Origin of the sequence: Ramlibacter agri (assembly GCF_012927085.1) — a bacterium.
GTDB classification, from domain to species: Bacteria; Pseudomonadota; Gammaproteobacteria; order Burkholderiales; family Burkholderiaceae_C; genus Ramlibacter; species Ramlibacter agri.
This window is the reverse complement of the sequence record NZ_JABBFX010000003.1, coordinates 603,413-624,754: the sequence shown is the minus strand read 5'-3', so window position 1 is coordinate 624,754 and position 21,342 is coordinate 603,413. Positions and strand designations below refer to the sequence as shown.

Genomic DNA, 21,342 nt, shown 5'->3' with positions numbered 1-21,342 from the left:
AGCATTTCCGTGGCCTACCTCGTGCCTTCCGAATTCGTCACCAAGATGGTGGACGCCGGCGAATCCAAGATCTTCATGTCCACCCGCGACACGCTGGTGCGCGCCTTCATGGCCGGCGCCATCCTGACCTTGGGCGCCTGGTTCGCCGTCACCATCAACGTCAACACCGGCCAGCCGCTGCTGGGCGCCGTGCTGTTCCCGGTGGGCTTCTGCATCCTGTACCTGCTGGGCTTCGACCTGCTCACCGGCGTGTTCGTGCTGGCGCCGCTGGCGCTGATCGACAAGCGCCCCGGCGTCACCGTCAAGGGCGTGCTGCGCAACTGGGGCCTGGTGTTCGCCGGCAACTTCGCCGGCGCCTTCCTCGTCGCGCTGATGATGGCGATCACCACCACCTACGGCTTCTCCACCGAGCCCAACGCGGTGGGCAAGGCCATCGGCGTCATCGGCGAGAACCGCACGCTGGGCTACGCCCACTGGGGCGCCGCCGGCATGCTGACGCTGTTCATCCGCGGCATGCTGTGCAACTGGATGGTTTCCACCGGCGTGGTCGGCGCGATGGTCTCCACCACCGTGGGCGGCAAGGTCATCGCCATGTGGATGCCCATCACGCTGTTCTTCTACATGGCCTTCGAGCATTCGGTGGTGAACATGTTCCTGTTCCCCTCGGGCCTGCTGCTGGGCGCGCACTTCACCTGGCTGGACTACCTGGTCTGGAACGAGATCCCCACCGTGCTGGGCAACCTGGTGGGCGGCCTGTCCTTCACCGGCCTGACGCTGTACGCCACGCACATCAAGACGGCGCCCAAGCGCGTCGCCGCCTGATCCAGTGCTCGCCGTCACGGCCGGCCAGTACTCCGACGCGGGGCGCAAGCCGGCCAACCAGGATTTCCACGGCCTGTGCGTCCCGCCCGGGCCGCAACGCGCCGCCAAGGGCGTGGCCATCGCGCTGGCCGACGGCATCAGCAGCAGCGATGCCGGCCACCTGGCCAGCGCCGCCGCGGTGCGCAGCTTCCTCGACGACTACTACTGCACCTCCGAAGCCTGGTCGGTGAAGACCTCGGTGGAGCGGGTGCTGGTGGCGGCCAACTCGTGGCTGTTCGCGCAGACCCGCAACGGCGCCGGCCGCTACGACCGCGACCGCGGCTGGGCGTGCACGCTCAGCGCGCTGGTGCTCAAGTCGCGCACCGCGCACCTGTTCCACGTCGGCGACGCCCGCGTCTGGCAGGTGCAGGGCAAGGCGCTGGAACAGCTGACGCAGGACCACCGCGTCTATGCCGGCGGCGGCCAGAGCTACCTGGGCCGCGCGCTGGGCATCGCGCCGCAGCTGGAGATCGACTACCGCGCCGTGCCGCTGGAGCGCGGCGACACCTTCCTGCTGGCCACCGACGGCGTGCACGGCCACGTGCCGGAAGCCGCCATGCTGGACCTGCTGCGCCGACACCCGGACGACCTGGACGCCGCCGCCCGCGCCATCGCCGAGGAGGCGCTGCGCCGCGGCAGCGAGGACAACGTCACGGTGCAGGTGCTGCGCGTCGACGCCCTGCCGGCGCCGGAAATGAGCGAGGTCGCTCGCATGGCGGCGGAGCTGCCGCTGCCGCCGCTGCTGGCGCCGCGCATGGTGTTCGACGGCTTCCGCATCGTGCGCGAGCTGCACGCCAGCAACCGCAGCCATGTCTACCTGGCGGTGGACGAGGACAGCGGCGAGACCGTGGTGCTGAAGACGCCTTCCATCGACCTGGGCGGCGACCCCGCCTACCGCGAGCGCTTCCTGCTGGAGGAATGGGCCGCGCGCCGCGTGGACAGCCCGCACGTGCTGAAGGCGCCGGCGCCCGCGCGCCGCCGCAATTTCCTGTACGTCGTCCTCGAATACGTGGAGGGCCGCACGCTGGCGCAATGGATGGTGGACCATCCGCGGCCGGACCTGGACGCGGTCCGCGCCATCGTCGACCAGCTCGCGCGCGGCCTGCGCGCGCTGCACCGCCTGGAGATGCTGCACCAGGACCTGCGGCCGGAGAACGTGATGATCGACGCCACCGGCACGGCGCGCATCATCGACTTCGGCGCGGTGCGCGTGGCCGGCATCGCGGAAATGGAAGCGGTGGACGGGAATCCGCTGCCCGGGACGGTGCAGTACATGGCGCCCGAGTACTTCCTGGGCGGGCCCGGCGACGCCCGGTCCGACCTGTTCTCGCTGGCCGCCATCGCCTACCACATGCTCAGCGGCCGGCTGCCCTATGGCGCCGCCGTCGCCCAGGCCCGCAGCGCCGCCGACCAGCGGGCGCTGCGCTGCCAGCCGCTGGCGCCGCTGCGGCCGGACCTGCCGTCGTGGATCGACGCCGCGCTGCAGAAGGCGCTGCAGCCGCAGCCGCACAAGCGCTACCAGGACGTCGCCGAGTTCGCCTATGCCCTGCACCGGGCCGACCCGGACCTGCAGCCGCGCCGCCGCGTGCCGCTGGTGGAGCGCAACCCGGTGGCGTTCTGGAAGGCGGTGTCGCTGGCGCTGGCCGTGGGCTGGGTGGTGATGCTGGGCCTCCGGGTGGCGTCGCGCTGAGACTGCCACGCGTTGCTGCCGGCGAAATGCGTTGCGCCCATTGCAACGCCATTGTGCGTATCGCAACGAGGTTCTAGAGTCTCCGGCCAGATCGCCAGGAGACAAGCATGAACGCACCCACTCTTTCCCGGAAAGCCTTCACCCGCGCGCTGCTCGCCGCGGGCGCGCTCGCCATGGCCTCGATGGCGCACGCCGCCTGGCCGGACCGCACGGTCACCATCGTCGTGCCGTACGCGCCCGGCGGCGCGGCCGACGCGCTGGCCCGCGTGGTGGCCGCGCGCCTCGGCGCCAGGCTCGGCGCCACCGTCATCGTCGACAACCGCGCGGGCGCCAGCGGCACCATAGGCGCGGCCTACGTGGCCAAGGCGCCCGCCGACGGCTACACGATGCTGTACGACGCCACGCCGTATTCGATCAACCCGCACCTGTTCCCGCACATGCCTTTCGCGGCCAACGCGCTGCAGCCGCTGTCTCTGGTCTCCCTGGCGCCCAACGTGCTGGTCGTGAAGGGTGACTCCCCGTTCAAGGACGTGAAGGACCTGATCGCCAAGGCCAAGGCGCAGCCGGGCAAGGTGAACTTCGCTTCCGGCGGCAGCGGCACGGTGCAGCGCCTCGCGGCGGAACTGTTCGCGCAGAAGCTGAACCTGGACATGGTGCATGTGCCCTACAAGAGCGGCGGCCCGGCCATCACCGACGTGATGGGCGGCCAGGTCGATTTCATGTTCGGCACGGTGGCCGCCACCTCGGCGCACGTCGACGCCGGCAAGTTGCGCGCGCTGGCCGTCTCCTCGCCCAAGCGCTCGCCGCGCCTGCCCAGCGTGCCTACGGTGGCGGAGACGGTGATTCCCGGCTACGAGGTGTACGAGTGGAACGGCCTGTTCCTGCCGGCCGGCACGCCGGCGGACGTCTCGGCGAAACTGCAGAAGGCCGTCGGCGAGGTGATGCGGGAAGAAGAGGTGAAGAAGCGCTTCACCGACATGGGCGCGCAGCCCGTAGGCTCCACGCCCGCCCAGTTCGCGGACTACCTGAAGAAGGAAGACGCGAAGTGGGGCGAGGTGGTGCGCAAGGGGAACATCAAGCTGGACTGACGAGACGCTGGCCCGCGACGCCGACGCGGGCCATCAGCACATTGCCGTGCGTCGAGTCCGTGCAGAACACCGTCTTGCGATCCGGCCCGCCGAACGCGAGGTTCGTGACCGAAGCGCCGCGCGGGCCCTTCAGCACGATCTCCGGCTCGGCGAAGCGGTTCAGCACCCACACGTAGCCGAGGCCGGGGTTGGCCACCAGCAGGCGGCCTTCTTCGTCCATGGCCAGGCCATCCGGGCCGCTGGGCCCGTAGGACGTGAAGAACTGGCCGGCCTTCGACACGCTGCCATCGGCCAGCAGCGGCATGCGCCAGACGCAGTTGCCGCGCGTAGCGGCCACGAACAGGAAGCGCTCGTCCGGTGACAGCACGATGCCGTTCGGGCTGGGAACGTTCGCGAGCAGCATGTCCAGGCGGCCGTCCGGCCCGAGCCGGTAGACGCGCCCGGTGGGATCGTGCAGCCCGGTCTGTCCCTGGTCGGTGAAGAACAGGTTGCCGCGCGTGTCGAACACGAGGTCGTTCACGCCCTTGAAACGCTCGCTGTTGCGGCGCTCCAGGAAGGGCCGCACCTGGCCGCTGGCCATGTCGAGAACGACCAGGCCGTTCTTGTAGTCGGTGACGAGCAGTTCGCCCGCCGACAGGAACTTCATCCCGTTCGGTTCGCCGTCCCACTCGCCCACCAGCGACCAGGCGCCTTGCGGGGTGATGCGGAACACGCGGCCGAACGGAATGTCGGTCACGTACAGGTTGCCGGCCGGGTCGAACACCGGCCCCTCGAGGAAGGAGTCGGCCAGCCGGCCACCCTGGTTGACGTCGGCCCAGTGGCTGCGCACGCCCGTGCGGCGGAACTCCGCCGGCATGGACGTGAACAGCTCCAGCTCGCGGATCTCGGGCTGTTGCAGCAGGATCATGGCCCGATTGTCAGACGGCAGCCTTGGCGGCCTCAAGCACGGCCAGGATGTTCTGCGCCGCGCCCAGGCCCATGTTGATGTAGGCATCGCCCGTCACGCCGCCGATGTGCGGGCTGAGGATGATGTCGGGCTCGCCGTGGAAGGCGTGCGGCGCCGTCATCGGCTCGACCACGAAGCTGTCGAGGCCGGCGGCGGCGACCTGCCCCGAGCGCACGGCCTGCAGCAGCGCGGCTTCGTCGATGAGCCCACCGCGCGCGGTGTTCACCAGCATCACGCCGCGCTTGCAAGCGGCCAGCGTCTGCGCGTTCACCATGTTGCGGTTCTCGGCCACCAGCGGGCAATGCAGCGAGATCGCATCCGACTCGCGCCAGATCGTCGCCAGGTCCACCGGGCGGATGAAGTCCGGCAGGCTCTGCGCGAACGGGTCGAAGCCGATCACCTTCATGCCCATGGCGTCGCACATGCGCGCGAAGCGCTGGCCGATGGCGCCCAGGCCCACCAGGCCGATGGTGCGGCCGTGCAGTTCCACGCTCTTGTGCGTGGGCTTGTCCCAGTGGCCGGCGTGCATGCGCGTGTTCAGCTGCACGACGGACTTGGCGCAGGCCAGCAGCAGCGCCAGCGCCTGCTCGGCGACCGCCGCGGCGTTGGCGCCCACGGCCGCGCGCACTTCGATGCCGCGCGCCTTCGCTGCTTCCTTGTCTATGGTGTCCGTGCCGCTGCCGTGCTTGGAGATCACGCGCAGCGAAGGCGCGGCGTCCATCACGGGCGCGTCGACGCGGCCATAGCGGACGATGATGCCGACCGGGTCGACCCGCTTGCACAACGCCACCAGGTCCGCTTCCGTCGGCGCCTTGCCGGCGTAGAAGACTTCGAAGTCCGCCAGCAGGTCCAGCGCCTGCTGCGCGAGATCGGCGCCGGTGACGACGATGGCGCCTTTGCTCACAGCGACTCGCCCTGCTTCAACACGCCGGCGGTGCGCAGCGCGGCGTCCAGCCAGGAAGCGGCGGTGTTGCCCTTCTTGATGGCGGCGATGCGGGCGGCCTCGTCTTCCACCTTCTTGCGCGCCAGCGGCAGCAGCGCTTCGACGCGCTCGCGCTCGAGGGCGACGACGCCGTCGGCATCGGCCACGATCAGGTCGCCGGAGCGCACGGTCACGCCGCCGATGGACACCGGGTGGCCGATGCGGCCCGGCACGTTCTTGGTCGGGCCGTTCGGGTTGGTGCCGAAGGCGAAGACGGGGTAGTCCATCTCGTCGATCTCCAGGCTGTCGCGCACGGCGCCGTCGATCACGACACCGGCCAGGCCCAGCTGCTTGCAGGCCGTCATCATGATGGTGCCCATCAGCGCGGCGGTCTGGTCGGACTTGCCGTCGATGACCAGCACGTCGCCCGGCTTGGCCAGCGCGATGGCGGCGTGGATCATCAGGTTGTCGCCGGGGCGCACGTCCACGGTCAGCGCGGGGCCGCACAGCTTCATGCGCGGGCGCAGCGCCGCGATGCGGCCGTGCAGCGCGCCGCGGCGGCCGTTGACGTCGGCCAGGATGGCGGCCTGGAACTCGGAAGCCTGGCGCACCAGGTCGGCGGAGACGCGTTCGAAATTGCGGTTGATGTCGCTCATGGTGTTCTTTCCTCGGGGGCTCAGTCGATCTTGGCGCCGGATTCCTTGACGATCGTTCCCCAGTGGGCGATGTCGCTGCGGATCAGCCTGGAGAACTGCTCGGGCGTGCCGCCCATGACGTCCGCGCCCTGCGCGTCCATCGCCTTCTTCAGTTCCGGGTCCTTCAGGGCCTTGTTGATGTCGGCGTTGAGCTTGGCGACCATGTCCTTCGGCAGGTTGGCCGGGCCGACGATGCCGAACCACGTGACGGCCTCGAAGCCCTTGTAGCCGGACTCGGCGACGGTGGGCACCTGCGGCAGGTCGTCTACGCGCCTGGCGGCGGTGACGGCCAGCGGGCGCATCTTGCCGCTCTTGATGTGGCCGATCAGCGTGGGGATGGTGGAGAAGTACAGCTGCACCTGGCCGCTGATCACGTCCGTCGCGCCCTGCGCGGCGCCCTTGTAGGGGATGTGCGTGAGCTTGATGCCGGCGGCCTTCTGGAAGGACTCGGCGGCGAGGTGTCCCACGGTGCCGTTGCCGGCGGAGGCGAAGTTGATGCTGCCCGGGTGCTCCTTCGACGCCTTCACCACGTCGGCGAGGGTCTTGTAGGGCGAGTTGGCGCTGGCAACGATGACCAGCGGCGAGCTGGCGACCAGCGCAACCGGCGTCAGGTCTTTCGTCGGGTCGTAGGGCAGGCGCGGATACAGCGTGGGGTTGATCGCCAGGTTGCTGGTCTGGCCCATCACCAGCGTGTAGCCGTCCGGCGCGGCCTTGGCGGCGGCGTCGACGCCGATGTTGCCGCCGGTGCCGGGCTTGTTGTCGACGATGAAGTTGTAGCCGGCCGTCTTGGTGGCGACTTCACGCGTGATGACGTCCGTGCCGCCGCCGGCCGGGAACGGCACGATCAGGCGGATGGGCTTGCTGGGCCAGCTGTCGGCAAAGGACGAAGTGGCGAGGGAGGCGGCCGCGATGGCGAGAACCGCACGACGGGAAAGCTGCATCTGTCTGTCTCCAGGAATGGGAGGACTTTAGATGCGCGTTGCACTCCGCACAATGCCGTTTCACTGCGTGCACCGCGGTGCGGCGTGTGCAACGGCCGGCTCGTAGGGTGCGCAGCTCTGCTGCGCACCGCGCGATACAGGGCTACTTGGCGAACAGCCTCTTGATGTCGCTGAACGCCTTCACCTCGATCGCGTTGCCCGAGGGGTCGAGGAAGAACATGGTGGCCTGTTCGCCCGGTTCGCCCTTGAAGCGGACGTAGGGCTCGATGACGAATTGCGTGCCCACGGCCTTCAGCCGCTCGGCCAGCGCTTCCCAGTCGGCCAGGGGCAGCACGATGCCGAAGTGGCGCACCGGCACGCCGTGGCCGTCGACGGCGTTCTGCTGCGCCGGGCGGATCTCGCTGGGGGCGAGGTGCGCCACGATCTGGTGGCCGTAGAAGTTGAAGTCGATCCACTCGTCCGAGCTGCGGCCTTCGGGGCAGCCGAGGGTGTCACCGTAGAACTGGCGGGCGGCGGCGAGGTCGTGGACCGGGAAGGCGAGGTGGAAGGGGGAAAGAGGGGCGGGATTGGTCTGCGGCGCTTGCATCATGGCCGCCATCGTAGCTACGCTCGGGCTCAAGGAAAATCAATATCTTTTTGCCGTGAGCATCAATTCCGTTTGAGCCATGATCCGCGAACTGAAGACCCTCATCGCCGTCGCCCGCGAAGGCACCTTCGCGGCGGCCGGTGACCGCATCGGCCTCACGCAGGCTGCCGTCAGCGCGCAGATGCAGCGGCTGGAAGCGGAGCTGGGCTTCGCGCTGTTCGACCGCACCGGGCGGTCCGCGCGGCTCAACGCGCGCGGCGCCGAGGTGCTGGAACAGGCGCAGGAGCTGGTCCGCCTCTACGGCACGATAGGCACGCGTGCCGGCCTCGCCGCGCCGGCGGCGCTCGTGACGGTGGGCGCCATCGCATCCGTGCAGCGCTCGCTGCTGCCGCAGGCGCTGGCGCGCTTCCACCGCGAGCATCCGGACACGCGCACGCGCATCGTGCCGGGCGTGTCGTCCGCCCTCATCGACGCGGTCGACGCGCGCGAAGTGGAGATGGCGCTGGTGATCCGGCCGCCTTTCGCGCTGCAGCGCGAACTGGAATGGACCACGCTGGCCAAGGAGCCCTACCGGCTGCTGGTGCCGCGAGGGGTTCGTGGAAGCAATTGGCGCGACCTGCTGGCCGCGCACCCCTTCCTGCGCTACGACCGCTCCTCGTACGGCGGCCGCCAGGTCGACCGCTTCCTGCGCGCGCAGCGCATCGAAGCGCAGGACCTGTGCGAGATCGACGAGCTCGACGCCCTGATCGCGCTGGTGGCGGAAGGCGCCGGGGTCTCGCTGGTCCCGCAGACCATCGGCTCGACGCGCTGGCCGGCCGGCGTGCGCGCGGTCGATCTCGGCGAACACACCTTCCTGCGCGAGGTGGGCCTGGTGCACGGCCCGCAGCGCACGCTGGGCAAGCCGGCGCGGGACCTGGCGGAGGTCATCGCCTCCGCCTATGCCCCGGCGCTCAGAAGCCGGGGATGACCGAGCCCTTGAACTCCGCCTGGATGTACTTGCGGACCTCGTCGGACTGGTAGGCCTTCAGCAGCTTGGCGACCCAGGGCTTGTCCTTGTCCTGCTCGCGCACCGCGATGATGTTCACGTAAGGGCCCTTGGCGCTTTCGTGGGCGATCGCGTCCTTGCCCGGGTTCAGGCCGGCCGAGAGGGCGAAGTTGGTGTTGATGGCCGACGCGTCCAGGTCGTCCAGCGAGCGCGGCAGCTGCGCGGCATCGAGTTCGACGATCTTCAGCTTCTTCGGGTTCTCGACGATGTCCAGCGGCGTGGCCTTCAGGCCGGCGCCGGGCTTCAGCTTGACCAGGCCCTCGTCCTGCAGCAGCAGCAGCGCGCGGCCGCCGTTGGTGGGATCGTTCGGCACGCCGACGCGGGCGCCCTCCTTCAGCTCCTTCAGGCTCTTGACCTTCTTCGAGTAGATGCCCATGGGGAAGTTGACGCTGTAGCCCACCGACACCAGCTTGTAGCCACGGTCCTTGACCTGCTGGTCCAGGTAGGGCTTGTGCTGGTAGCTGTTGGCGTCCAGGTCGCCGGCGGCCAGCGCGGCGTTCGGCTGCACGTAGTCGCTGAATTCGACCAGCTGGATCTTCAGGCCTTCGCGCTCGGCGACCTTCTTCACCTGCTCGAAGATCTGGGCGTGCGGACCGCCAGTGACGCCGATCTTGATCGGCTTGTCCTGCGCCAGCACGGCGCCGCTGGCCGCAGCAATGGCGAGGGCCAGGGTGGTCTGGAGAAGCGTGCGCTTGTTCATCTTGTGTTTCCTTGCTTGGAGAGAAAGAGGTTCAACGGTGGCTGAGGCGGCGCACCGCCCAGTCGCCCAGGCTCTGCACGGCCTGCACGAAGGCGATCAGCACCACCACGACGGCCAGCATGATTTCGGGCAGGAAACGCTGGTAGCCATAGCGGATGCCCAGGTCGCCCAGGCCGCCGCCGCCGATGGCGCCGGCCATCGCCGAATAGCCGGTGAGGCTGACGAGCGTGATGGTGAAGCCGGCGACGATGCCGGGCAGCGCCTCGGGCAGCAGCACCTTGTAGACGATCTGCCAGGTGGTCGCACCCATGGCTTGCGCCGCTTCGACGAGGCCAGGGTCCACTTCGCGCAGCGAGGTCTCGACCAGGCGCGCGATGAAGGGCGCCGCGGCCAAGGTCAGCGGGACGACCGCCGCCGCCGTGCCGATGGACGAGCCCGTGATGAGGCGCGTGAACGGGATGATCGCGACCAGCAGGATGATGAAGGGCGTGGAACGCACGGCGTTGACGATGCCGCCGACCACCCGGTTGACGGCGGTGTTCTGCAGCACGCCGCCGCGGTCCGTCAGGCGCAGCAGCACGCCCAGCGGAATGCCGACGACGGAACCGGCGAGGCCGGCGATGCCCACCATCACCAGCGTTTCCCACAGCGAAGTGGCAAACAGTTCCAGCATGGCGGGGGTGAAGTTATCCCACATGGGCGACCTCCTCGACGAAGATGCCGGCGCCGCGCAACTGCGCCGCCGCAGCATCGAGCTGCTGGCGGGCACCGCGCGCGAGCACGGCGAGTGAACCGAAAGGCTGGCCCTGCACCTCGTCGACCTGGCCATGCACGATGCTCAGGTCGATGCCGTGCTGCCGGATCACGTCCGACAGCAGCGGCTGGTCGGCGCCGGTGCCGGCGAAGGCCAGGCGCAGCAGCTGGCTGTCCTGTGCGGGCCGCGCGGACATCAGCGCGCGGATGCGCGCCAGCACGCTCTCGGGCAACGCTTGCGGCACGATCTCCTCGATCAGGCTGCGGGTGGTGGCGTGCTGCGGGCGGGTGAACACATCGAGCACGGGCCCCTGCTCCACGACCTGGCCGGCATCGATGACGGCCACACGGTCGGCGATCTGCTTGATCACCTGCATCTGGTGCGTGATGAGGACGATGGTCAGGCCGAACTCGCGGTTGATCTGCTTCAACAGGCCGAGGATGGAGCGCGTGGTTTCGGGGTCGAGTGCGGACGTCGCTTCGTCGGACAGCAGCACCTTCGGCCGGTTGGCCAGCGCACGCGCGATGCCCACGCGCTGCTTCTGGCCGCCGCTGATCTGCGCCGGGTAGCGGTCGCGCAGTTCGGCCAGGCCGACCAGGTTCAGCAATTCGCCGACGCGGCTGCGGATTTCCGCCGGCGCGACGCCGGCCAGCTCCAGCGGCAAGGCCACGTTGCCGGCCACCGTGCGCGAGGACAGCAGGTTGAAGTGCTGGAACACCAGGCCGATCTCGCGCCGGGCCGCGCGCAGTTCGGCGTCGCCGAGCGACGTGAGTTCACGGCCGCCAACGAAGACCTTGCCGGCCTTGGGCCGGTTCAGCAGGTTGATCGTGCGCACCAGCGAGCTCTTGCCGGCGCCGCTGCGGCCGATGATGCCGAAGATCTCGCCCTGGGCGACGTCCAGCGACACGTCGCGCAAGGCCTCGTGCGATCCGTAGGCCTGGGTGATGCCGTCGAGGCGAATCATGTTTTCTTTCGTACGAACGCAGCCACGCACCGCCGGTGGCGGGACGCTATGCGCAAGGGATGGAGGGAGGGAAGCCGGGCGCCGTGGGCGCTCAGGGGGCACATCGCGCGCAGCGGCGCATGGGCATCGGGAAAGGCTTCGGGCTCATGCTCCGCATTGTCCCAGCGCCGGGCCAGGAAGGGAACGAATAAAAAATTGGATGCTTATGCCGTGAGGAAGTCACGCGTCCGGCACTGCCCGCAGGACGTCCCGGAAAACACCGAACTGCACCTGGAAGGCCTTCGGGCTGTAGTCCTGGTAATAGCCGGCCGTCACCACCACGACCAGGTCGAGCTCCGGCACGATGCGGATGGACTGCCCGCCGCGCCCCAGTGCGCCGATCCACGGGACCACACGCTTGTTCGCGCGGGCTCGGCCTAGCCACCACAGGTATCCATAGAGTTGGTCGTCGCTCGCCTTGACCTTCGCGGACGTGGAGGCTTCGACCCACTCTCTCGAAACGATCTGGCGCGCGTTCCAGCGACCGCCGGCGAGCACGAGTTGTCCGATCTTGGCCATGTCGCGTGGCCGCAGGCGCAAGCCCCCGCCCGCATCCGTGTCTCCGCGAACGCGCCTCCACTGCGTCGGCGAGATGACTAGCGGTTCGAACAGGTTGGCCCGTGCGAATTCATCGAGGGGACGCCCCGTGGCCTTGCGAACGACCGCCGACACCAGCGCGAGCGCACCGGTGTTGTAGTGGAATGCCTGCCCCGCTGGCTGGACCACGGGCAGGCCCAGCACGTAGCGGCACTGGTCGGCGGACACGTGCATGCGGGACTCGTCGTTGTCCTCCCCAGTGGCCGGAGTGGCTTCGATCCACTGGAGGCCCATGGTCATGTCGAGCGCATGCCGCAGCAAGATGCGATCTTTCTCCGGCGTGCGCAAGTCCGACAACTCGGGAAAGAAGCTGAAGACCGGTTCGTCGATGCTGCGAACAAGCCCCTGCTGGACGGCGATGCCGATAGAGAGCGAGGCAACGCTCTTGGAAACCGACATCACGTCGTGCAAGGTGGCGGCGTCGAAGGCGATGTTGGCGACGCGCCGGCCGAACAGGAAGCCAGGCACTACGTCCAAGCCTGTGAAATACCGCTCGAACACCAGCTGGCCCGCTCGTACCACCAGCACCGAGTGGATGTTCGCGCCCGATGCCATCAGGCCGTCGGCCATCCGGCACAAGGCAGCCCGGTCGATGAGGGAAGCGTCTTCCGAGGAAGCGATCGGCCAGCCGTCGTCCCGCGCCTCTGGCACCCCGCAGTTTGCCTCCTCCGCATACGCAGGGACTCCGGCCAGCGATGCAATCGCAGTCCCGCCAAGGATCGAAGCAAACCGGCGCCGTTGCATGTCCGCCCCTTTCAGCCGTGGATCTTCTCGCCCCGCGCGAGCATCTCCACCAGCGTTTCGATCCGCCTCGAACGGGTCTCCGCTCGCTTGGCCGTCTGCACCCGCCACAGCACGGCATAGCGGTTCGCTCCATCGAGCTTCGAGAAGAAGCTCCGTGCTTCGGGCCGTGCGTCGAGCGCCGCCTGCAGGTCTGGCGGCACGACCGCCGTCCGCGCGCCATCGTAAGCCGCGTCCCAGCGCCCGTCGCCTTGGGCACGGACGATTTCCGCCATTCCACCGGGCTGCATCCGGCCCGATTCGATCAAGGCCTCCGCCTTCTCGCGATTCGCCTTCGACCACAGGCTGCGCGCGCGCCTGGGCGTGAAACGCTGCAGCCAGTGCTGTTCGTCCAGGCTTTTCTTCTGCCCGTCGATCCAGCCGTGGCAAAGCGCGACCTCCACGGCTTGCGGATACGTGACCGTCGCTTCTTCGGCGCCAGCCTTGGCAATCAGCAGCCACACGCCATCGGACGCCGCGTGGTTCTTGCGCAGCCAAGCCTCGAAGCCGCGCTGGGTCGCGAAGCGAAGCGGCTCCGGCTTCGAGGCCGTTGCGATGGGCATGGCCCAGTGTACGTGGCCGCCGCTAGCGAACCGTGACGTGGTGATCCACCCCCTCCCACGTGCCGTCATCCAGCCAGAGGAAGGTGAAGTCGATCCGTGTCCCGGCCGCCAGGCCGCTCGTGGGCAGGGCGACCACGTACAGCCCGAGCCCGTTCTCCGTGGCGTCGAGCTCGCTCGCCGCCTGCCAGCCGTCGATGCCCTGGTGGACCCGCGCCGGCCGCGGCAGGCACAGCCATAGTCGTTGGCCGGCGCGCATCTGCGCGATCGGAGCCCGCGGTGACCACAGCGCCTCGGCCGGCGCGGGACGGCGGCCACCGTAACGCCGCCAGACCGCATCGGGGCGGTCGAACGGCCGCCCCAGCGCGCGGCTCGCGGCGAGCTTGACGAATTCCGCATGCGCCCACACGAGCGGCATCGCCGAACCGGTGGGCCGGCCGAGCGCCAGCCAGGGACGCGGCGCGGTCGGCTCGTCCCAGACCTGCTCGGGAATCAGCCCGCCGCGTCCCACCATGGACGCCATGGCCTGGAGGTAAGGCAGGGGGTCGCGACCCGCCGCGAGTTCGTAGTGCCCGCGCTCCCCGCCCAGGAGCGGCCAGGCGCGCCCGCGGCCGGTGCCATCGAAGGCGCTGCCGTCGTCGCGTTCGCCATAGCCGTCGCCGACGTAGCGGTGCCAGGCGGGACCGGCCGGCGTCTCCACGCGCAGCAGCGCGTCGACCAGCTTCAGGGTGTCGAGCACGAGCGGATCGCCCGGGTCGCGCAGACCCATGCGAACCAGGTGCAGGAAGTCGGTGGCCACTTGTTCCTCGGCCGGCAAGCCGGGATCACGCAGCTTGTTCTTGATCGGCAGCACGCGCTCGAGATGCCGCATGCCCTCGGTGTCCAGCGGCGGTGCGACGCGAACGTAGTAGCCGGCGACGCCATGCGCCCGCGCGAGCGCGGTGTCCTGCGCGGCCGTCCACTCCTCGACGCGCGAGTTCCAGTCGTCGGCGATCCGCAGCGCCCACTCCCTGGCAGGCTCGTCCAGCCACGCCGCGCCGCACACCAGCGCGCTGATGCACGTCGCCAGGGTAAAGGCGTTGATCCCGGCGTCCTCTTCCCAGCGGTCCTGCTCGGACGACGGCCCGATGCGCGCGATGAAGCCCAGTGCGCGCTGGATCATCGCCGCCACCTCGATGCCGTCCAGCGCATCGCGCTCGGCCAGCGCGGCGGCCAGCAGCACCGGGAACGCCGTTTCATCGAGCTGGCAACCCTGCCAGTACGCCTTGCCGCCCAGCCACTGGTTCTGCGACCAGTTGCCTTCGGCGAGCTGGGTCGCCGCCAGGTAGCGCAGGATTTCCCGGGCTTCCGGCTCGGCCCCGAGCGCCAGCAGGGCGCCGGCGCTTTCGACCAGGTCCCGCGGCCACACCAGGTGGTAGCCGCCCAGGCTGTCGTTGGTGTTGCCCCAGGGCACGCTGAGGCTCGCGACCAGCGCGCCCACGAACGTCTTGTCCTGGTGCACCCGCAGCACCATCGCGGAAGTCGCCAGTTGATCGGCGAGCGCCGGTGGCAGGCCCTGCGGCGCTTGCACCTGCTGGTGCCATTGCTGCCAGGCACCGACGTGCGCGGCCCAGACGGCATCGAAGGGCTGGCACAAGGATGCAATCGCCAGCGTGGCGGCGGACTCGCGGCTGGCCGCGAAGCCGAGCGCGAGCGTCGCCAAGCGCGGGAGCGCGCCGATCAAGGCCACGTTCCCGGGGCCCGCGGAGTCGAATTCCCAAGTGAGCCGGCCATGGCGGTCGAAGTCCTGCCAACCGTCGCTGGCGCCGACGTAGCCGGCGCTCGCCGTCCCCCACGCATCGCACTGGCTGCTGTCCACTGCGGCCAGCGCCAGCCCGAAAGGGCCCTGCTCGGCCCACAGCATGCGGCGTCCCCGGTGCCAGCCCACCTCGGCGACGTTGTCGTGCCCCGTGCCGCCCAGGTGCGGCGCGAGCAGCGCATAGGGGCGCAGGCCGGCATCGCCCTGCAAGGACACTTCGATCAGCAGCACCTCGCGTTGGGGATCCGGCGCGATGCGCAGCCGCAGCTCGAAACGCGGATGCGCATGGATGATCTCGAGCGCCGGCACGCCGGGCCGCGGCAAGGTGATGCGGTACGACTCCAGCCGCTTGACCTCGACCCAGAAGCCCTGCCCGTCGGCGACGATGAAGCCGAGGTCGCGGATCTGCGGCAGGTCGACGCGCGGAGAGTAGACCTCGTTGAGGATGCCGAAGCCGGTGGTGAACCACAGGCGGCCGGAGCCGAGCGAGCAGCCGACGAGATCCTTGTCGCTGCTCGTCCAGGTCGGATCGATTCCGGGGGCGCCGGGGGCTTGCATGGCCTTGGCTTCAGCGGTGGCTGGCATAAGGCGAGCATCGCAGATCAGGAAGGCTTGTGCATGGCGCAAGCACGCAGGCGCGCTCGCAACTGGTCCTAGGCGTCCGCGAACGCCTCCCGCAACAAGCCTGCCAACTCGTTCGGACATTCCAGCGGCGGGAAATGCCCACCGGGCAAGACGGCATGCCGTGCGTTCGGCATCGCGCTGGCCATGCCCTTGCCGGCGGAGGGCGGCGTCAGCGCGTCCTGCTCGCCAGAGACAATCAATGCCGGCTGGCTGATGGCGGGCAGCATGGCGGCGACATCCGCGTCGCGCAGGACGGCGCAAGCCGATGCATAGCCTTCGGGGTCCGTCCGCAGCAAGGTCGATCGCGTCGTTTCGATCGCGGGATGGCGGCTCGCGCGAAAGCCCGCACTGAACATGCGCTCCACCATCGGCTGCCCGAGCGGCTCCATGCCTTTCGCCCTGACGGCGTGCGCGCGCCCGTCCCAGCCCCCCGGAGGTGGGGCGATCCGGGTGGCGGCGCTGCACAGGGCCATGCCGCTCACACGGTGCGGCGCGCACGCCGCTGCGTCGAGAACCGCCAGGGCACCCAAGGAAACCCCGACCGCCGAGAATCGTTCGAACCCGACGCGGCTCGTCAGCGCAAGAAGGTCCGAGGACATGAGCTGCAGCGAGTACTCGCCCGAGGTCGTTTCGCTGCCGCCATGGCCTCGCAGGTCATAGCGCAGGACGCAAGCCCAAGGGGTCAACAGGGGCACCACGGCGTCCCACAGGCCCTGGTCCGCGCCGATCGGGTGGACAAGCACGATGGGTACGTGCGCAGGGTCGCCTTCGAGGCGATAGTGAAACCTGGCGCCGTCAACGATGGTCTGTGGCATGGTCGGAAGCTTCGGCGCCGATGGCGCGCTCTTGGTCCTGCAGCCGGTGCAGCGTCCGGCGCATGTGGATGCGGGCCGAGTCGGAGACGATGTCGACGAGCCGGTCTTCACCCGTCGCATCCAGCATCGCCTGCTGGGCCTGCACGATGGCCTTGTCTTCGCTGAAGGCCGCCGCGATCTCGTTGAAAAGCTGCTCGGTGGCTTCGGGCTCGTCCTGGCGATAGCCGTTGCAGGTGGACCAGAAATAGTGGCAGCTGTTCTCGGTCTCCGGCGTCAGGCCGTGGAACAGGCGCAGCGAAAAGCCGCCCGGCTGGTCCCGGTTCTGCTGCGCGCCCATCCCGACGTTCAGCGCCCCGCTCCATTGCACGATGCTGCTCGGCGCGATGAACTCGAACTCCTGCCAGCGGTCTACCTGCTGCAATTGCGGCACCGCCTTGCGATAGGTCGGCGGCGGCTCGCAAGCCAGCATCCAGCGCAGGTAGTGCAGGCCGGTCTCCTTGGGCGTGACCTTCATCTGCGCCTCGACGTGGATCTTCGCGTTGCTGCCGCCGATGGTGCTCTTGTGGACATAGGCGAGGTGCGTCATGTCCATCAGGTTGTCGATCATCAGCTTGTAGCCGGCGTCGATGTGATAGACCGTGTGCTTGTGCGGCCACTTCGCACGGTCGTTGTGGAAGGGGTAGTCGAGGATGGCCGACGCATCGGCCTCGCCGGCATCGCCCATCCAGATCCACACGAAGCCGTCCTTCTCCACCAGCGGGTAGCTGCGGACGCGCGCCTTGGCGGGAATCTTCGCCTGCCCCGGGATGCTCACGCAGCTGCCGGCGCAGTCGAACACCAGGCCGTGGTAGCCGCATTGCAGGCCGCCGTCGACCACTTCGCCGAAGCGCAGGGGCGTGCCACGGTGGCAGCAGCGATCCTCGAGCGCGCCCACCGCCCCGGACTTGTCGCGATAGAGGACGAGCGCTTCGCCCAGGATGGTGCGTGGCAGCGGTGCCTGTACCAGCTCGTCGGCCCACGCCGCGATGTACCAGTTGTTGCGAATGAACATGGACAGCTCCTCACCGCGGGCCGTTGCCCGGGTCCTTGAACAGGGGAAAGGTCTCGAACTCCGTGTTGACCAGCTTGCCGCCGGCCTGTTCGACGCGCCGGATGTACACGTTGTGCACGGGGTCGCGCGACTCGGCGTCGATGACCAGCGGCCCGCGTGGGCTGTCGAACCGGTAACCCTTCAGCGACGCCACGATGGCGTCCGGGTCGGCCTTGCCGCCCTGCTTCTGCACGGCGTACGCGATGGCGCGCATCGCGTCGTACGCGGCGACGGCGACGAAGTTGGGCAGCAGGCGGCCGCCCGACACTTCCGTGTAGTTCGCCACGAACTGGCGGTTCTGTGCGCTCGGATGGGCCGACGAATAGAAGCCGGACGAGATCGCACCCACCGCAGCATCGCCGACCGCGGCCAGCGTGTCGTCGTCGGCCCAGCCTTCGGTGGCCAGCACCTTCATGCCCTTCTTGTCCAGGCCCCGGTCACGGAAGCCTTTCATGAAGGCGACGACCGGGTCGCCCGCCTGGAGGAAGACGAACACTGCATCCGGCTTCGCATCGCTCACGCGTTGCAGGTAGGCGCTGAAGTCTCGGCTGTTCGGCGCGACCCGCAGCTCGCCGACCACCTGGCCGCCGTTCTCGGTGAAGCCCTTCTTGAAGAACGCCTCGGCATCGTGGCCGGGCGCATAGTCGGCCACGAGCACGAAAGCCTTCCGGATCCTGTTCTTCGCGGCCCACTGGCCCATCGGGTAGGCCGTCTGCGGGATGGTGTAGGACGTGCGCAGGAAGTACGGCGACTTCGTCGACACCGCCGATGTGGAAGCGAGCAGGATGAAGGTCGGCTTCTTCGCCTGCGTCGCGATCGGCGCCACGGCAAACGCCTCGGGCGTGAAGGTCATGCCGGCCAGGATGTCGACCTTCTCGTTGAGCGCCAGGTCGGTCGCGTGGCGCCGTGCAAGCTCCGGGTTCGGGCCCGCGCAGTCGCGATAGATGACCTGCACCTTGCGCCCGGCGATGGAGTCGCCGTTCTCGCGCAGGAAGACATTGACGCCGTTCTCGACCTGCTTGCCATAGCTGGAGAACGGACCGGACATCGGCACGACCATGCCGATCTTCAGCGGTGCCTCCTGCGCATGGACGCCTGCCGCGGCGAGGGCGGCAGCGGCCGCGAGCGACCGGAGTCGCGTGATGAACTTCATGCCTTGTCTCCTTTGTAGTGGAGCGCAGTCTGCTTGCCATGCGTCCATCCGCAAATAGAATTCCGGTGATACTGAATATGGGGAATCCAAATAGTGGCCGCCTCCGCCCCGAAGCTGGACCTGAACCTGCTGCCCGTGGTCATCGCCCTTTCGGAGCACCGCACCGTGAGCGCCGCCGCGCGTCACCTGGGCATGAGCCAGCCTGCGGTGAGTTCCGCGCTGGCCCGGCTGCGGGCCAGCCTGGGCGACCCGCTGTTCGTGCGCACCGCGCGTGGAATGGAGGCGACGCCGCGCGCGCTGGCGATGCTGGCGCCCGCACGCGCGGCGCTCGGCATCGTCGACCATGAAATCCTCGCTTCACAGGGCTTCGATCCCTCGACGAGCGAGCGCAAGATCACCCTGGCGCTGAGCGACATCGGCGAGATGGTCTTCCTGCCCAAGATCCTGGCGAGCCTGCAAACGAAAGCGCCGGGCATGACGGTGCGGTGCGTCACGCTGCCCGTGTCGCAGTTGGAGCGCGGGCTGGAGCTGGGCGAGATCGACCTCGCCGTCGGCTACTTTCCGGACCTGAAGGGCAACAATTTCTTCCAGCAGCGCCTGTTCTCGCACGGCTTCGTCTGCCTGCTGCGCACGGGCCATCCGATCAAGGCGCCGAAGCTCACGGCCAAACAGTTCATGTCGCTCGGGCACGCAGTCGTCAACGCGGAGGGACGAAGCCAGGAGGTTTTCGAGCGCTACCTGCAGAAGCAGGGCATCCGGCGGCGCGTGGTGCTGAACACGCCGCACTTCATGAGCCTGCCCACCATCATCAGCGCGTCCGACCTCGTGGCGACCGTCCCGCTGGCGATCGGCGTGTGGTTTGCATCGACGGCGCGCGTCCGCATGGCGAAGCCGCCCTACCCCGTCCCGAAGTTCGACCTGAAGCAGCACTGGCACCGGCGCGTGAACAACGACGCGCAAAGCCGCTGGCTGCGCGAGCTCGTTTACAGTCTGTTCAACGAAGAGGTCGATGAGTGGAAAGCGCACGCAAGTTGATGACGCCCCCGTGGCTGGCCGCGCTGCTGGATGGCGAAGCCGTCGACGGCGCGCCCGCTCGCGACTGGCGCTTGTTCGAGGTGTCCAGCGACTTCGGGCAGCAAGCTGCGCAAGGCCACATCCCGGGCGCCGGGTACCTGGACACGCACGACTTCGAAAGCGGCCCGCTGTGGAACAAGGTGCCCGACGCGGCGCTGATGCGCGTCCTGCTGGAACATGGGATCCGTTGCGACACGCCCGTGCTTTTGTACGGCCGTAACCCGTTGTGCGCCGCACGGGTCGCGCACCTGATGCTTTATGCGGGGGTTCGGGACGTCCGGCTCCTCGATGGCGGCTTCGCGGCCTGGTTGCGTGCGGGACTCCAGGTGGCCATGGGAGCGCCGCGTCGCTATCCGAGTGCCAAGGACTTCGGCAGCCATTTCCCGGCCCGGCCTGGCTACCTGGTGGGGATGGACCGGGTCCGCGGCATCCTGGACGGCGACGAAGGCGTCTTGGTGAGCATTCGCAGCAGGGGCGAATTCACCGGACAGATCTCGGGCTACAAGTACATCAGCGCCAGGGGCGAGATTCCCGGTGCGCGCTGGGGACACGCAGGACGCGACGGCGACGTGAACAGCATGAGCGACTTCCACCGCCCTGACGGCACCATGAAGCCCGCAGCCGAAATCCAGGCGTTCTGGAGCGCCGCCGGAATCCACGCGGATCAGCCTGTCACCTTCTATTGCGGCACGGGATGGCGCGCTTCGCTCGCCTTCTTCTACGCGTGGGTCATGAACTGGGAGCGCATCAGCGTCTACGACGGCGGCTGGCTCGAATGGAGCTCGCATCCCGGCAACGCCGGCGTCGCGTCAGGTGATGGCGAACGCGAGAACGACCGCCACCAGCGCGAGTACTCCTAGCGCCCCGAGGAAGACCGCTTCGGCCCGGCTCTCGTAGCGGGCTCCGAACTCGCGCGAGCGCATCGACAGGAAGGACAGCGAGGCGCTGACGAGGAACACCAGCGCGTCGGCCGCCAGCAGCTTGTCGAGCACCTCGCGCAAGTCCCCACGCGGCGACAGGTGTCCGATGGACAGCACCGTCATGCAGACCCCGACCATGGTGGCCGAGGTCGGCAGGATGTGCGCCGAAAGTCCATGGGGGGCGACGCGTTCGTCGTCGGCGCGGTCGGCGGCTGTGCGAATGGGTGACATCGCTCTGACCATAAGAGTCCTGTCTTAAGCCCGGCTTAGGACCGACGAGCGAGGCCGAAGCCGTCCTACGCGCTGGCGCTGCCGCGCGCGATCTGATCAAGCTCATCGACCCAAGGAGACCTGGATGAAATCCACCCTCGCCATCGCCGCGGCCTTCATGCTTTGCGGCTCCGCATTTGCCGCCACCAACGCGCAGCAGCCCCACAAGACGCACGGCGTCTGGAACACCGTGAAGGAAGACGCCCACGAGATCGGTTCGTCCTTCCGGCAGGACGTGCATCGCATGGCGCGCGCCGACAAGTTCCGCCAGGAACAGGCGGCGGACCAGCGCCGCATGCATTCGCAGACCACGGCCATGGGGGCCGGCCCCGACAACAGCCGGATGTCGTCGGCCCGGGATGCGCGCATGGATGCCGCGTACGCCCGCTGGCAGCGGACGCACCGCTGACGGCGACGGCGCTGGCGTGGG

The 21,342-nt window shown here is 68.8% G+C and carries 22 protein-coding genes; 7 read left to right on the top strand and 15 right to left on the bottom strand.

Annotated features, from left to right (window positions below):
* The first annotated feature begins 9 nt into the window (after positions 1 to 9).
* From HHL11_RS27495 to HHL11_RS27485, 3 genes are all read left to right on the top strand, one after another.
* The gene (locus HHL11_RS27495; protein ID WP_169421796.1) at positions 10 to 822 is read left to right on the top strand and encodes a formate/nitrite transporter family protein; all 813 of its coding nucleotides are present in this window, start codon (positions 10 to 12) and stop codon (positions 820 to 822) included.
* A gap of 4 nt (positions 823 to 826) precedes the next feature.
* The gene (locus HHL11_RS27490) at positions 827 to 2,551 is read left to right on the top strand and encodes a protein kinase domain-containing protein (protein WP_169421795.1); all 1,725 of its coding nucleotides are present in this window, start codon (positions 827 to 829) and stop codon (positions 2,549 to 2,551) included.
* Between the two features lie 107 nt (positions 2,552 to 2,658).
* Positions 2,659 to 3,639: a Bug family tripartite tricarboxylate transporter substrate binding protein gene (locus HHL11_RS27485; RefSeq protein ID WP_169421794.1), complete on the top strand. Its 981-nt coding sequence runs from the start codon at positions 2,659 to 2,661 to the stop codon at positions 3,637 to 3,639.
* On the opposite strand, the gene HHL11_RS27480 is transcribed toward HHL11_RS27485, so the two are convergent.
* The 5 genes from HHL11_RS27480 to HHL11_RS27460 form a co-directional block, all read right to left on the bottom strand.
* Positions 3,626 to 4,546: an SMP-30/gluconolactonase/LRE family protein gene (locus HHL11_RS27480; protein ID WP_169421793.1), complete on the bottom strand. Its 921-nt coding sequence runs from the start codon at positions 4,544 to 4,546 to the stop codon at positions 3,626 to 3,628. The two genes, HHL11_RS27485 and HHL11_RS27480, sit on opposite strands and share 14 nt — an antisense overlap.
* A gap of 10 nt (positions 4,547 to 4,556) precedes the next feature.
* Complete coding sequence (locus HHL11_RS27475) at positions 4,557 to 5,489, bottom strand: NAD(P)-dependent oxidoreductase (protein ID WP_169421792.1); 933 nt, start codon at positions 5,487 to 5,489, stop codon at positions 4,557 to 4,559.
* A complete protein-coding gene (locus tag HHL11_RS27470; protein ID WP_169421791.1) occupies positions 5,486 to 6,163 on the bottom strand; it encodes an RraA family protein in 678 nt (225 codons plus the stop codon). The genes HHL11_RS27475 and HHL11_RS27470 overlap by 4 nt, the downstream gene beginning before the upstream one ends.
* A gap of 20 nt (positions 6,164 to 6,183) precedes the next feature.
* Entirely contained in the window at positions 6,184 to 7,143 is a 960-nt protein-coding gene (locus tag HHL11_RS27465) for a Bug family tripartite tricarboxylate transporter substrate binding protein (RefSeq protein WP_169421790.1), read from the bottom strand.
* Positions 7,144 to 7,285: 142 nt separating this feature from the next.
* Positions 7,286 to 7,729 carry a VOC family protein gene (locus HHL11_RS27460; protein ID WP_169422306.1) on the bottom strand — a complete coding sequence of 148 codons (444 nt, stop codon included), beginning with the start codon at positions 7,727 to 7,729 and terminating at the stop codon, positions 7,286 to 7,288.
* 79 nt (positions 7,730 to 7,808) lie between these two features.
* On the opposite strand from HHL11_RS27460, the gene HHL11_RS27455 reads away from it, so the two are divergent.
* The gene (locus tag HHL11_RS27455) at positions 7,809 to 8,696 is read left to right on the top strand and encodes a LysR family transcriptional regulator (RefSeq protein WP_169421789.1); all 888 of its coding nucleotides are present in this window, start codon (positions 7,809 to 7,811) and stop codon (positions 8,694 to 8,696) included.
* Here the strand turns inward: HHL11_RS27455 and HHL11_RS27450 are convergent.
* The 9 genes from HHL11_RS27450 to HHL11_RS27410 all read right to left on the bottom strand — a co-directional run bounded on the left by HHL11_RS27450 (position 8,680) and on the right by HHL11_RS27410 (position 18,648).
* Complete coding sequence (locus HHL11_RS27450) at positions 8,680 to 9,474, bottom strand: MetQ/NlpA family ABC transporter substrate-binding protein (protein WP_169421788.1); 795 nt, start codon at positions 9,472 to 9,474, stop codon at positions 8,680 to 8,682. The genes HHL11_RS27455 and HHL11_RS27450 overlap by 17 nt on opposite strands.
* Before the next feature lie 31 nt (positions 9,475 to 9,505).
* Positions 9,506 to 10,171: a methionine ABC transporter permease gene (locus tag HHL11_RS27445; protein ID WP_169421787.1), complete on the bottom strand. Its 666-nt coding sequence runs from the start codon at positions 10,169 to 10,171 to the stop codon at positions 9,506 to 9,508.
* Positions 10,161 to 11,192, bottom strand: coding sequence for a methionine ABC transporter ATP-binding protein (locus tag HHL11_RS27440; RefSeq protein ID WP_169421786.1), 1,032 nt, complete (start codon positions 11,190 to 11,192; stop codon positions 10,161 to 10,163). The genes HHL11_RS27445 and HHL11_RS27440 overlap by 11 nt, the downstream gene beginning before the upstream one ends.
* Positions 11,193 to 11,411: 219 nt before the next feature.
* The gene (locus HHL11_RS27435; RefSeq protein ID WP_169421785.1) at positions 11,412 to 12,572 is read right to left on the bottom strand and encodes a serine hydrolase domain-containing protein; all 1,161 of its coding nucleotides are present in this window, start codon (positions 12,570 to 12,572) and stop codon (positions 11,412 to 11,414) included.
* 11 nt (positions 12,573 to 12,583) lie between these two features.
* Entirely contained in the window at positions 12,584 to 13,171 is a 588-nt protein-coding gene (locus HHL11_RS27430) for a YdeI/OmpD-associated family protein (protein WP_169421784.1), read from the bottom strand.
* 22 nt (positions 13,172 to 13,193) lie between these two features.
* Positions 13,194 to 15,524: a glycoside hydrolase family 15 protein gene (locus HHL11_RS27425; protein ID WP_169421783.1), complete on the bottom strand. Its 2,331-nt coding sequence runs from the start codon at positions 15,522 to 15,524 to the stop codon at positions 13,194 to 13,196.
* Between the two features lie 95 nt (positions 15,525 to 15,619).
* The gene (locus HHL11_RS27420; protein ID WP_169421782.1) at positions 15,620 to 16,405 is read right to left on the bottom strand and encodes an alpha/beta fold hydrolase; all 786 of its coding nucleotides are present in this window, start codon (positions 16,403 to 16,405) and stop codon (positions 15,620 to 15,622) included.
* Entirely contained in the window at positions 16,386 to 17,456 is a 1,071-nt protein-coding gene (locus HHL11_RS27415; RefSeq protein WP_169421781.1) for an aromatic ring-hydroxylating dioxygenase subunit alpha, read from the bottom strand. Before HHL11_RS27415 ends, HHL11_RS27420 begins: the two co-directional genes overlap by 20 nt.
* A gap of 10 nt (positions 17,457 to 17,466) precedes the next feature.
* Positions 17,467 to 18,648: an ABC transporter substrate-binding protein gene (locus HHL11_RS27410; RefSeq protein WP_169421780.1), complete on the bottom strand. Its 1,182-nt coding sequence runs from the start codon at positions 18,646 to 18,648 to the stop codon at positions 17,467 to 17,469.
* A 93-nt stretch (positions 18,649 to 18,741) separates the two neighbouring features.
* On the opposite strand from HHL11_RS27410, the gene HHL11_RS27405 reads away from it, so the two are divergent.
* Positions 18,742 to 19,683, top strand: coding sequence for a LysR substrate-binding domain-containing protein (locus HHL11_RS27405; protein WP_169421779.1), 942 nt, complete (start codon positions 18,742 to 18,744; stop codon positions 19,681 to 19,683).
* The gene (locus HHL11_RS27400; protein ID WP_342593292.1) at positions 19,662 to 20,582 is read left to right on the top strand and encodes a sulfurtransferase; all 921 of its coding nucleotides are present in this window, start codon (positions 19,662 to 19,664) and stop codon (positions 20,580 to 20,582) included. Before HHL11_RS27405 ends, HHL11_RS27400 begins: the two co-directional genes overlap by 22 nt.
* Here HHL11_RS27400 and HHL11_RS27395 read toward each other — a convergent pair.
* Positions 20,532 to 20,873, bottom strand: coding sequence for a hypothetical protein (locus tag HHL11_RS27395; RefSeq protein WP_169421778.1), 342 nt, complete (start codon positions 20,871 to 20,873; stop codon positions 20,532 to 20,534). The two genes, HHL11_RS27400 and HHL11_RS27395, sit on opposite strands and share 51 nt — an antisense overlap.
* Before the next feature lie 124 nt (positions 20,874 to 20,997).
* On the opposite strand from HHL11_RS27395, the gene HHL11_RS27390 reads away from it, so the two are divergent.
* Entirely contained in the window at positions 20,998 to 21,321 is a 324-nt protein-coding gene (locus HHL11_RS27390) for a hypothetical protein (protein ID WP_169421777.1), read from the top strand.
* The last annotated feature ends 21 nt before the right edge of the window (positions 21,322 to 21,342 follow it).

Bases quoted from the DNA above. Each gene is read 5' to 3' on its own strand.
- HHL11_RS27485 (WP_169421794.1), top strand. From the start codon at position 2,659: ATGAACGCACCCACTCTTTCCCGGAAAGCCTTCACCCGCGCGCTGCTC.
- HHL11_RS27480 (WP_169421793.1), bottom strand. From the start codon at position 4,546: ATGATCCTGCTGCAACAGCCCGAGATCCGCGAGCTGGAGCTGTTCACG.
- HHL11_RS27470 (WP_169421791.1), bottom strand. From the start codon at position 6,163: ATGAGCGACATCAACCGCAATTTCGAACGCGTCTCCGCCGACCTGGTG.
- HHL11_RS27465 (WP_169421790.1), bottom strand. From the start codon at position 7,143: ATGCAGCTTTCCCGTCGTGCGGTTCTCGCCATCGCGGCCGCCTCCCTC.
- HHL11_RS27460 (WP_169422306.1), bottom strand. From the start codon at position 7,729: ATGCAAGCGCCGCAGACCAATCCCGCCCCTCTTTCCCCCTTCCACCTC.
- HHL11_RS27455 (WP_169421789.1), top strand. From the start codon at position 7,809: ATGATCCGCGAACTGAAGACCCTCATCGCCGTCGCCCGCGAAGGCACC.
- HHL11_RS27450 (WP_169421788.1), bottom strand. From the start codon at position 9,474: ATGAACAAGCGCACGCTTCTCCAGACCACCCTGGCCCTCGCCATTGCT.
- HHL11_RS27445 (WP_169421787.1), bottom strand. From the start codon at position 10,171: ATGTGGGATAACTTCACCCCCGCCATGCTGGAACTGTTTGCCACTTCG.
- HHL11_RS27440 (WP_169421786.1), bottom strand. From the start codon at position 11,192: ATGATTCGCCTCGACGGCATCACCCAGGCCTACGGATCGCACGAGGCC.
- HHL11_RS27435 (WP_169421785.1), bottom strand. From the start codon at position 12,572: ATGCAACGGCGCCGGTTTGCTTCGATCCTTGGCGGGACTGCGATTGCA.
- HHL11_RS27430 (WP_169421784.1), bottom strand. From the start codon at position 13,171: ATGCCCATCGCAACGGCCTCGAAGCCGGAGCCGCTTCGCTTCGCGACC.
- HHL11_RS27425 (WP_169421783.1), bottom strand. From the start codon at position 15,524: ATGCAAGCCCCCGGCGCCCCCGGAATCGATCCGACCTGGACGAGCAGC.
- HHL11_RS27420 (WP_169421782.1), bottom strand. From the start codon at position 16,405: ATGCCACAGACCATCGTTGACGGCGCCAGGTTTCACTATCGCCTCGAA.
- HHL11_RS27415 (WP_169421781.1), bottom strand. From the start codon at position 17,456: ATGTTCATTCGCAACAACTGGTACATCGCGGCGTGGGCCGACGAGCTG.
- HHL11_RS27410 (WP_169421780.1), bottom strand. From the start codon at position 18,648: ATGAAGTTCATCACGCGACTCCGGTCGCTCGCGGCCGCTGCCGCCCTC.
- HHL11_RS27395 (WP_169421778.1), bottom strand. From the start codon at position 20,873: ATGTCACCCATTCGCACAGCCGCCGACCGCGCCGACGACGAACGCGTC.
- HHL11_RS27390 (WP_169421777.1), top strand. From the start codon at position 20,998: ATGAAATCCACCCTCGCCATCGCCGCGGCCTTCATGCTTTGCGGCTCC.